At 67.4% G+C, this 8,852-nt stretch carries 10 protein-coding genes and 1 pseudogene; 5 read left to right on the top strand and 6 right to left on the bottom strand.

Translation table 11 applies throughout. The features are described 5' to 3' along the window. From garD to AC1DF3_RS36155, 6 genes and pseudogenes are all read right to left on the bottom strand, one after another. Window positions 1-163, bottom strand: a pseudogene (gene garD / locus AC1DF3_RS36180) (galactarate dehydratase); the annotation flags it as partial. Window positions 164-173: 10 nt separating this feature from the next. Beyond that, the gene (locus tag AC1DF3_RS36175) at window positions 174-1,469 is read right to left on the bottom strand and encodes a TRAP transporter large permease (RefSeq protein ID WP_286532181.1); all 1,296 of its coding nucleotides are present in this window, start codon (window positions 1,467-1,469) and stop codon (window positions 174-176) included. A 3-nt stretch (window positions 1,470-1,472) separates the two neighbouring features. Beyond that, window positions 1,473-1,961, bottom strand: coding sequence for a TRAP transporter small permease (locus AC1DF3_RS36170; protein WP_286371336.1), 489 nt, complete (start codon window positions 1,959-1,961; stop codon window positions 1,473-1,475). 59 nt (window positions 1,962-2,020) lie between these two features. Then, on the bottom strand, window positions 2,021-2,992 hold the full coding sequence (locus AC1DF3_RS36165) for a TRAP transporter substrate-binding protein (protein WP_286526171.1): 972 nt from the start codon (window positions 2,990-2,992) through the stop codon (window positions 2,021-2,023). Between the two features lie 49 nt (window positions 2,993-3,041). Next, window positions 3,042-3,932 carry an SMP-30/gluconolactonase/LRE family protein gene (locus AC1DF3_RS36160; protein ID WP_286532183.1) on the bottom strand — a complete coding sequence of 297 codons (891 nt, stop codon included), beginning with the start codon at window positions 3,930-3,932 and terminating at the stop codon, window positions 3,042-3,044. Between the two features lie 5 nt (window positions 3,933-3,937). Next, complete coding sequence (locus tag AC1DF3_RS36155; RefSeq protein WP_286532185.1) at window positions 3,938-4,780, bottom strand: NAD-dependent epimerase/dehydratase family protein; 843 nt, start codon at window positions 4,778-4,780, stop codon at window positions 3,938-3,940. Between the two features lie 67 nt (window positions 4,781-4,847). Here AC1DF3_RS36155 and AC1DF3_RS36150 point away from each other — a divergent pair, with 67 nt between their 5' ends. The 5 genes from AC1DF3_RS36150 to AC1DF3_RS36130 all read left to right on the top strand — a co-directional run. Further along, complete coding sequence (locus AC1DF3_RS36150; protein WP_286532187.1) at window positions 4,848-5,651, top strand: FadR/GntR family transcriptional regulator; 804 nt, start codon at window positions 4,848-4,850, stop codon at window positions 5,649-5,651. Window positions 5,652-5,759: 108 nt separating this feature from the next. Then, window positions 5,760-6,737 carry a Bug family tripartite tricarboxylate transporter substrate binding protein gene (locus AC1DF3_RS36145; RefSeq protein ID WP_286532189.1) on the top strand — a complete coding sequence of 326 codons (978 nt, stop codon included), beginning with the start codon at window positions 5,760-5,762 and terminating at the stop codon, window positions 6,735-6,737. Between the two features lie 121 nt (window positions 6,738-6,858). After that, entirely contained in the window at window positions 6,859-7,770 is a 912-nt protein-coding gene (gene kdgD / locus AC1DF3_RS36140) for a 5-dehydro-4-deoxyglucarate dehydratase (protein ID WP_286532191.1), read from the top strand. 42 nt (window positions 7,771-7,812) lie between these two features. Then, window positions 7,813-8,265, top strand: coding sequence for a nuclear transport factor 2 family protein (locus AC1DF3_RS36135; protein WP_478142694.1), 453 nt, complete (start codon window positions 7,813-7,815; stop codon window positions 8,263-8,265). A 37-nt stretch (window positions 8,266-8,302) separates the two neighbouring features. Beyond that, a partial coding sequence (locus tag AC1DF3_RS36130; protein ID WP_478142693.1) for an aldehyde dehydrogenase family protein occupies window positions 8,303-8,852 on the top strand: 550 nt, incomplete at its 3' end.

The following is an 8,852-nucleotide window of genomic DNA, read 5'->3' as shown; positions in this document are numbered from 1 at the left end:
TGTCGACCAGCGCCACCTTGTGGGCCTGCGGCACCTTCTCGCGCAGCGTGAGGCCCGAGGCGAACACGGTGCCGGCCGCCAGGCCGCCGTCGTTGGCCACGATCGCGACGTTGTCGCGCGCGTGCATGAGGATGGTGAGCGGCGGCCTGACGGTTCCGGACATGTGCGCTCCTTTACTTGACCACCATGAACAGGCTCGGCAGCCAGGTCGAGAAGGCCGGCACGAAGGTGACGACGCCGAGCGCGAAGATCAGCGCGCCATAGAAGGGCCAGATGGTCTTCATCACGGTGCCGACCGAGACCCCCCCGATCGCGCAGCCGACGAACTGGGTGGTGCCCACCGGCGGGGTGTTGAGGCCCAGCGCGCAATTGATCAGCATCACGACGCCGAATTGCACCGAGGTCATGCCGTACTGCTGCGCGATCGGCAGGAAGATCGGCGTGCACAGCAGGATGGTCGCCGCCATGTCCAGAAAGGTGCCCAACACGAACAGGATGATGTTGATCAGCAGGAAGATCATCCACGGCGTGGTCGTGACCTGCGACAGCATCTGCCCGGTGAGTTCGGCCACGCCGTAGAGGCTGATCAGATAGCCGAATGTGCTCGAGATGCCGATCAGCAGCAGGATCACGCCCGTGGTGCGGACCGCCTTCGCCGCCGCCTTGATGAAGTGCTCCCACTTCAGCGTGCGGTAGACCAGGATCGTCAGGGCCAGCGCATAGAGCACGGCCACGGCGGCCGATTCGGTCGCGGTGAAGACGCCCGACAGGATGCCGCCGAGGATCAGCACGACGATGAACAGGCCCGGCAGCGCGGCCGCGAACGAGCGGGCCACGATCTGCCAGCCCGGGAAGCTGCCGGCCGGATAGCCGCGCTTGACCGCCACCAGATAGGCCGCCGCCAGGTTGCTGATGGTCAGCACCGCCGCGGGCAGCAGTGCCGCGAGGATCAGCGCCGCGATCGACACCTTGCCGCCCGCCGCGAGCGAATAGATGATCAGGTTGTGGCTGGTCGGCATCAGCGCGCCGACCAGGGCCGCGTGGGTCGTCACGTTGACCGCGTAGTCGGCGTGATAGCCCTCCTTCTTCATCATCGGGATCATCACGGCGCCCATGGCCGAGACGTCGGCCACGGGCGAGCCCGAGACGCCGCCGAACAAGGTGCAGGCCACCACGTTCGACATGCCCAGGCCGCCGCGCACGTGGCCCACGAGGTTGCGCGCGAAGTTGACGATGCGGTCGGCGATGCCGCCGTAGAGCATCAGCTCGCCGGCGAAGATGAAGAACGGGATCGCGAGGAACGAGAAGATCCCCATGCCGGAGGTCATCTGCTGGAAGCCGACTTCCAGCGGCAGGCCTTCGTAGAGCAGGGTGGACAGGGCCGACAGGCCGATGGAGAACGCCACCGGCACGCCCAGCAGCAGGAAGACCGTGAAGGAGATGCAGAGGATCAGGAGAGGAATGGTCATGGCTCAGCCCCAGGCGGGTTCGACTTCGCGGCCTTGGGCGAGCGCGATGATGTGTTCGATCGAGAACATCACGATGAGGACGCCGGACACCGCGGCCGGCACGTATTTCCAGCCTTCGGAGATCCACAGCGTGGGAAGGCGGTAGCCCCAGACCGATTCGGCCAGCGAGGCGCAGTTCCAGGCCATCGCGGCGCCGAACAGCAGGATCAGGAAGTGGATCAGGAATTCCATCTTGAGGCGCAGCCAGTCGGGCGCCAGCACCAGGAAGGACTCGAGGCCGATGTGGCCCGCATCGCGCACGCCGACGGCGACGCCGAGCATGGTGACGTAGAGCACCAGCAGCAGCGCCAGGCTCTCGGCCCAGGTGGGGGTGTTGTTGAGGACGTAGCGGCCGAACACCTGCCAGCTCACGGCGCAGATCACCGCGACGAGGCCGAAGATGCCCAGCCACATGCAGGCGCGAGCCAGCGTGCGGCAGATTTTCGTATACATGATGATGTGGGTTGGCGACGCCCTCCCGCGTGCGGGGGAGGGCGGCCGGGCTCAGACGATTACTTCGTGTCCTGCACGCGCTTGACGAGGTCCTTGAGCTTGGCGTCGACGATGAACTTGTCGTACACCGGCTTCATCGCGGCCTGGAACGGGGCCTTGTCGATGTCGATGATCTCGGCGCCGCCGGCCTTGACGGTCGCGAGCGACTTCACTTCGCGCTCTTCCCACTGCTTGCGCATGTAGGGCACCGACTCCTTGGCGGCCTGGCGCAGCCAGCCCTGCTCCTGCGGCGTCAGCTTGTCCCACGCGCGCTTGGAGAACAGCAGCATCTCGGGGGCCATCGAGTGCTCGGTCTTGGTGTAGTACTTGGCGACCTCGAAGGCGCGCGAGCTTTCATAGGTCGGGTAGTTGTTCTCGGCGGCGTCGATCAGGCCGGTCTTGAGGCCGGTGTAGACCTCGCCCATCGGCATCGGCGTGGCGTTGGCGCCCATCGCCTCGAGCATCGAGACCCACAGGTCGGACTGCTGCACGCGGACCTTCTGGCCCTTCATGTCGGCGAAGCTGCGCACCGGCTTCTTGGCCGTGAACATCGAGCGCGCACCGCTGTCGTAGTAGGCCAGGCCGATGAAGCCCTGCTTCTCGCAGGACTTGAGGATTTCCTCGCCGATCGGGCCGTCCAGCACCTTGTGCAGATGGTCGACCGAGCGGAACAGGAAGGGCATCGTCGGCACCTGCGTCTCGGGGCAGATGTTGTTCATGGGCGCGATGTTCACGCGCACCATCTGCAGCGCGCCGATCTTGGTCTGCTCGATGGTGTCCTTCTCGCTGCCCAGGGCGCTGTTGTTGAACACCTTGATGGTGTCCTTGCCGCCGGACAGCTCCTTGAGCCGTTCGCCCATGAACTTGACCGCGGTCACGGTCGGGTAGTCATCGGGGTGGATGTCGGCCGACCGGAACTCGGTGGCCTGTGCGGCCATCGCGGTCACGCCGGCCGCGATGGCGACGATGAGTGCGTGCTTGTTGAACTTCATTTGTCTTCCTCTTGCTGGTGGTTGTCGTGAAAAATTGAAAGCGATCGGTTCAGCCGCCGAAGGCCGGCTCCGGAATGCCCTGCGTGCCCGGCCGCAGCGCGAACACGCCGCCGGCCAGCGGCTGGTCCGACAGGTCGCCGCCCGGGCGGATCGAGGTGACGAACAGGGTGTCGAGCTTGGGGCCGCCGAAGGCGCACATCGCCGGCTTCTTGACCGGCACCTCGAGCGAACGGTCGAGCCGTCCCTCGGGCGTGAAGCGGTGCACTTGGCCGGCGTCGTTGCCGCAGATCCAGTAGCAGCCGTCGGCATCGACAGCGGCGCCGTCGGGACGGCCGGGCAGGGGATTCATGTCCACGAACACGCGGCGCTTCGATGGCGTGCCGGTGGCGGTGTCGTAATCGAAGGCCCAGATCGTCTGCACGCCGGGATGCGAGTCCGACAGGTACATCGTGCGGCCGTCGGGGCTGAAGGCGAGTCCGTTCGGCACGATCAGGTCGTCGAGCTGCAGCGACGGCGCGAGGCTGCCCTTGTCGTGGCGGTAGAGCCGGCCGACGCGGGCGCCCGCAGCCATGTCCATCAGCATCGTGCCGGCCCAGAAGCGGCCCTGGCGGTCGCAGCGGCCGTCGTTAAACCGCATGCCGGGCCGCGCGTGCGACACCTCGGCGAGCCGGGTGGCAGCGAGCGTGCCGCCGTCCTGCGGCGTGAGCGAGAACAGGCCGCTCTCCATGCCGGCGATCCAGCTGCCCGGCAGGTCGGCACGCGGCGCGATGCAGGCCGGCATTTCGTCGCTGGCCCACTGCGTGTGGCCGGCCCCCGACCAGCGGTGCAGCGCGCGGCCGGGAATGTCGACCCAGTACAAGGCGGACTCCGCCACCGACCACACCGGGCTCTCGCCCGTGCCGCAGCGCGCGTCGACCACGAGTTCGGCTTGGCTCCCCATGGCGCTCAGTCTCCGAACGGACCCTGGGCGGTGAAGGCGCCGCCCTGGTAGATGGCGTTGGGGTCGGTGGATGCGACCGGTGGCTGCTGCTCGACCTTGTCGCGAAAGACTTCGGAGGTGTCTTGCGGCGCGTAGCCGAGGACGGCGGCGCCCGAGTTGTCCCACCAGACGTCGCGGTTGGCCGACACGCCGTAGACCACCGTGTGCCCGACGCCCGGCGTGAACAGCGACTTCTCGATCAGCGTGGTCAGGTCGCGGTAGCTGAGCCAGGTGCTCATCATGCGGCGGTTGAGGGGCTCGGGGAACGAGGAGCCGATGCGGATGCTCACGGTCTCGATGCCCCAGCGGTCGAAGTAGAACTGGGCCACGTCCTCGCCGAAGGACTTCGACAGGCCGTAGTAGCCGTCGGGCCGGCGCTGGACGTGCGCGTCGAGGTGCTCGTCCTGCTTGTAGAAGCCGATCACGTGGTTGGAGCTGGCGAACACCACGCGCTTCACGCCGTGCCGGCGGGCCGCCTCGTAGATATGGAACACGCCCTTGATGTTGGCCTCGAGGATCTCCTCGAAGGGCCGTTCCACCGACACGCCGCCCAGATGCACGATGGCGTCGCAGCCGGCCACCAGCGCATCGACCGCCTGCTTGTCGGACAGGTCGCAGGCGACGACTTCCTCGTGCGGGCCTTCGGCCGCTGACAGCGATGCGATGTCGGAGAGGCGCAGCACGCCCGCATAGGGACGCAGGCGTTCGCGCAGGACCTTGCCGAGGCCGCCGGCGGCGCCGGTCAGGAGGAGGCGGCCGACTTGGAGGACGGGGGAGGAAGGGGTGGCGGAAGCGGAAGCGGCGCTCATTCGTGTCTCTGTCGGTGGTCGTAAGTTATCGGTTGTCGTACAACGTGGAGGCGATTATCATCACGCCATGTCGAACCTGTCAACGGGGTCTACCGCAACCACCGAAGCCGGCGGCGCTCCTCCGCGCCGCAGGGTGCGGGGCCTGGCGCATGGCCTGGTCGACGACCTCGGCGACAAGATCCGCAGCCAGCAATTGCGCCCGGGCGACAAACTGCCGACCGAGTCGGCCATCATGCAGACCTACGGCGTGAGTCGCACCGTGGTGCGCGAGGCGCTCTCCAAGCTGCAGGCAGGCGGGCTGGTCGAGACCCACCACGGCATCGGCACCTTCGTGCTGCAGCCGCGCGCCGCCGGCATGTTCCGGCTCGAGGCCTCGGACATCGCGACCTCGGTCGACGTGCTCGCAGTGCTCGAGCTGCGCATCAGCCTGGAGACCGAGTCCGCAGGCCTGGCCGCGACCCGCCGCACCGAGGGACAGCTGGCCGCCATGCGGCAGGCGCTCGACGACTTCGAACACAACGTGACGACCGCCGGCGATACCGTGGCGCCCGATTTCCGCTTCCACCTGCAGATTGCGCAGGCGACCGGCAATCCCTACTTCGCGGACATCATGAGCCACCTCGGCACCACGATCATTCCGCGCACCCGGATCACCGCCATCCGCAATCACGACCGGCGCGGCGAATACCTGAGCCGCGTGAACCGCGAGCACGAGGAAATCTACGCGGCGATCGCGCGCCGCGACGCCGAGTCGGCGCGCGCGGCGATGCGCATCCATCTCACCAACAGCCGCGAACGGCTTCGCCTCGCCCAGGAAGCGGCCCGGCTCGACGCCGAGACCGCGGCCGCAGGGCAGGCGCCGGCGGCCTGAGCGGCGGCGCAGGTCTTTTGCTGGACATCTGTCGGATCTAGTTGTACGATGACTGACGACATCGCTACCATGCGACTCTCATTCCCCAACGACCCTGGAGACAAACCCATGCGCTTGAATCGACGCCATCTGGTACTAGGTGCACTCGGCAGCGGACTGCTGGCCGCCGGTGGTGCCGCACAGGCCGCCGACGCCTGGCCCTCGAAGCCGATCCGCATCGTCGTGCCGTACCCGCCCGGCGGGTCGTCCGACATCATCGCCCGCTCGATCAGCGTACCGCTGGCCGAAGCGCTGAAGACCTCGGTGATCGTCGAGAACCGTGCCGGCGCCAATGGCAATCTCGGCGCCGACCTGGTGTCAAAGGCCCAGCCCGACGGCTACACGCTGCTGCTTTGCGACGTCGGCGCGCTGGCGATCAGCCCCTCGGTCTACACGAAACTGTCCTTCGATCCCGCCAAGGACCTGCGCGGCGTGACCATGCTGGCCTACTCGCCGCACCTGCTGGTGGTGCATCCGTCGGTGCCGGCCAACAACCTGAAGGAACTGGTCGCGCTGTCGAAGAAGTCCGACCTCAATTTCGCGGTCACCGCCACCGGCAGTGCGCCGCACCTGGCCGGCGTCGCGCTCGAGCGCGCGAGCGGCGCCCGCTGGGTCTATGTGCCCTACAAGGGCGGCGTGCAGGCGGTGCAGGACACCGTCGCCGGCCAGACCCAGGTGCTGATGAACGGCATGCTGGCGACGCTGCCGCATGTGCAGAGCGGCAAGCTCAAGGTGCTGGGCGTGTCCAAGCCCACGCGCATGCCGCTGATCGGCGATGTGCCGACCATTGCCGAGCAGGGCGTGCCCGGCTTCGAATCCGGGACCTGGCAAGGCATCCTGGTGCCGCGCGGCACGCCCGAAGCGCTGGTGCAGCGCCTCAACAAGGAACTGATCGCGATCATCCGCACGCCCGACATCCGCTCGCGGCTGGCCGGGCAGGGCGCCGAAGTCGTGACCATGACGCCCACCGAGCAGGACCAGTTCTTCGAGAAGGAACGCGCCCGCTGGGCCAAGGTCGTGAACGCCGCCCAGATCAAGCTGGACTGAATGACCCCCACGCTCGCTCACTTCGTGTGGTCGCTGCCCCCCGAGGGGGCCGCAGGCCGCCTTGGGAGCGGCCCGGCGGCGGCCTGACCTCTCCCTTTCCACCACCCTGTCCTTCCAAAAAATGACGCCTCAAGAACTCAAGACGATCATGGGCTCCGGCCTGCTGTCCTTCCCGCTCACCGATTTCGACCGCAATGGCGACTTCGACAAGAAGAGCTACGAGAAGCGCCTCGAATGGCTGGCGCCCTACGGCGCGAGCGCGCTGTTCGCGGCCGGCGGCACCGGTGAATTCTTCTCGCTGACCGGCGACGAGTACCCCGGCATCATCCAGACCGCGGTCGACACCTGTCGCGGCGTGGTGCCGATCATCGCTGGCGCCGGCGGCCCGACGCGCTTCGCGATCCAGTGCGCACAGGCGGCCGAGAAGGCCGGCGCCCATGGCGTGCTGCTGCTGCCGCACTACCTCACCGAAGCCGGCCAGGAAGGCCTGGCGGCGCATGTCGAGGCGGTCTGCAAGAGCGTGAAGTTCGGCGTCATCGTCTACAACCGCGGCCAGAGCAAGCTCTACCCCGACACGCTCGAGAAGCTGGCCGAGCGCTGCCCGAACCTGGTCGGCTTCAAGGACGGCATCGGCGACATCGAACTGATGAGCTCGATCCACCTGCGCATGGGTGACCGCTTCGCCTACCTGGGCGGCCTGCCGACCGCCGAGGTCTATGCGGCGGCCTACAAGGCGCTCGGCACGCCGGTGTATTCGTCGGCCGTGTTCAACTTCATTCCGAAGACCGCGATGGATTTCTACCATGCGGTGGCCAAGGACGACATCGCGACGCAGCACCGCCTGCTGAAGGACTTCTTCATGCCCTACCTGGACATCCGCAACAAGGGCCAGGGCTACGCCGTGAGCATCGTGAAGGCCGGCGCGAAGATCGTCGGCCACGATGCCGGCCCGGTGCGCACGCCGCTGACCGAGCTCAAGGCCGACGAATACCAGGCCCTGGCCGCGCTGATCGACAAGCTCGGCCCCCAGTAATTTCCCAAGCGCTTGCAATCACAACAACAGGAGACAACAAAAATGCTGAAGAAACTGGTCTTGATCGCTGCCGCCACCGCGGCCTTCGCCGGCTGCACCACAATGCGTGGCAACGAGGCGGCCAAGTCGCCGGCAGTCGCCGCCGCGGCAGAGAAGCTGCGCGTGGCGATGATCGACCCGACGCCCGCGGCGCTCAATGCGCTGGTGGCCGACGACCTGAGCTACGGCCACTCGGGCGGCAAGGTCGACACCAAGACCAGCTTCATCAGCGACCTGATGGACGGCAGGTCGGACTTCGTGACCATCGCGATCACCGAGCAGACCATCAAGGTCATCGACAACGTCGCGATCGTGCGCCATACGCTCACGGCCGACACCAACGACTCCGGCAAGCCCGGCAAGGTCAGCATCAAGATCCTCGGCGTCTGGCAGCAACAGGGCCCGGGCGGCGACTGGAAGCTGCTGGCCCGCCAGGCGGTGCGCCCGCCGCAGTAAGCTGCCTTTCCCCACCCCGATTTCCAAGGACCCTGCCATGCAGAACTTTGACAACCTCATCAATGGCGAATGGCGCGCGGCCGCCAGCTACAGCCCGAACGTCAATCCGAGCAACCTGGGCGACGTGCTGGGCCAGTACGCGCAGGGCGACGCGGCGCAGGTCGACGCCGCGGTCGCGGCCGCCACCGCCGCCTTCCCGGCCTGGTCGACCGGCGGCATCCAGGCGCGCTCCGAGGCGCTCGAGAAGATCGGCAACGAGATCCTGGCGCGTAAGGAAGAGCTGGGCACGCTGCTGGCGCGCGAAGAAGGCAAGACCAAGGCCGAAGGCATCGGCGAGGCGACACGCGCCGCGCAGATCTTCAAGTTCTTCGCCGGCGAATGCCTGCGCCTGTCGGGCGAGGTGCTGCCGTCGGTGCGGCCCGGCATCGGCATCGAGATCACGCGCGAGCCGGTGGGCGTGGTCGGCCTGATCACGCCATGGAATTTCCCGATCGCCATCCCGGCCTGGAAGATCGCCCCGGCGCTGGCCTTCGGCAACTGCGTGGTGATGAAGCCGGCCGACCTGGTGCCGGGCTGCGCCTGGGCGC

This window comes from Variovorax sp. 10N432, assembly GCF_056394465.1.
The sequence above is the reverse complement of the archived record's forward strand: the minus strand, read 5'-3'. Positions and strand labels throughout refer to the sequence as shown.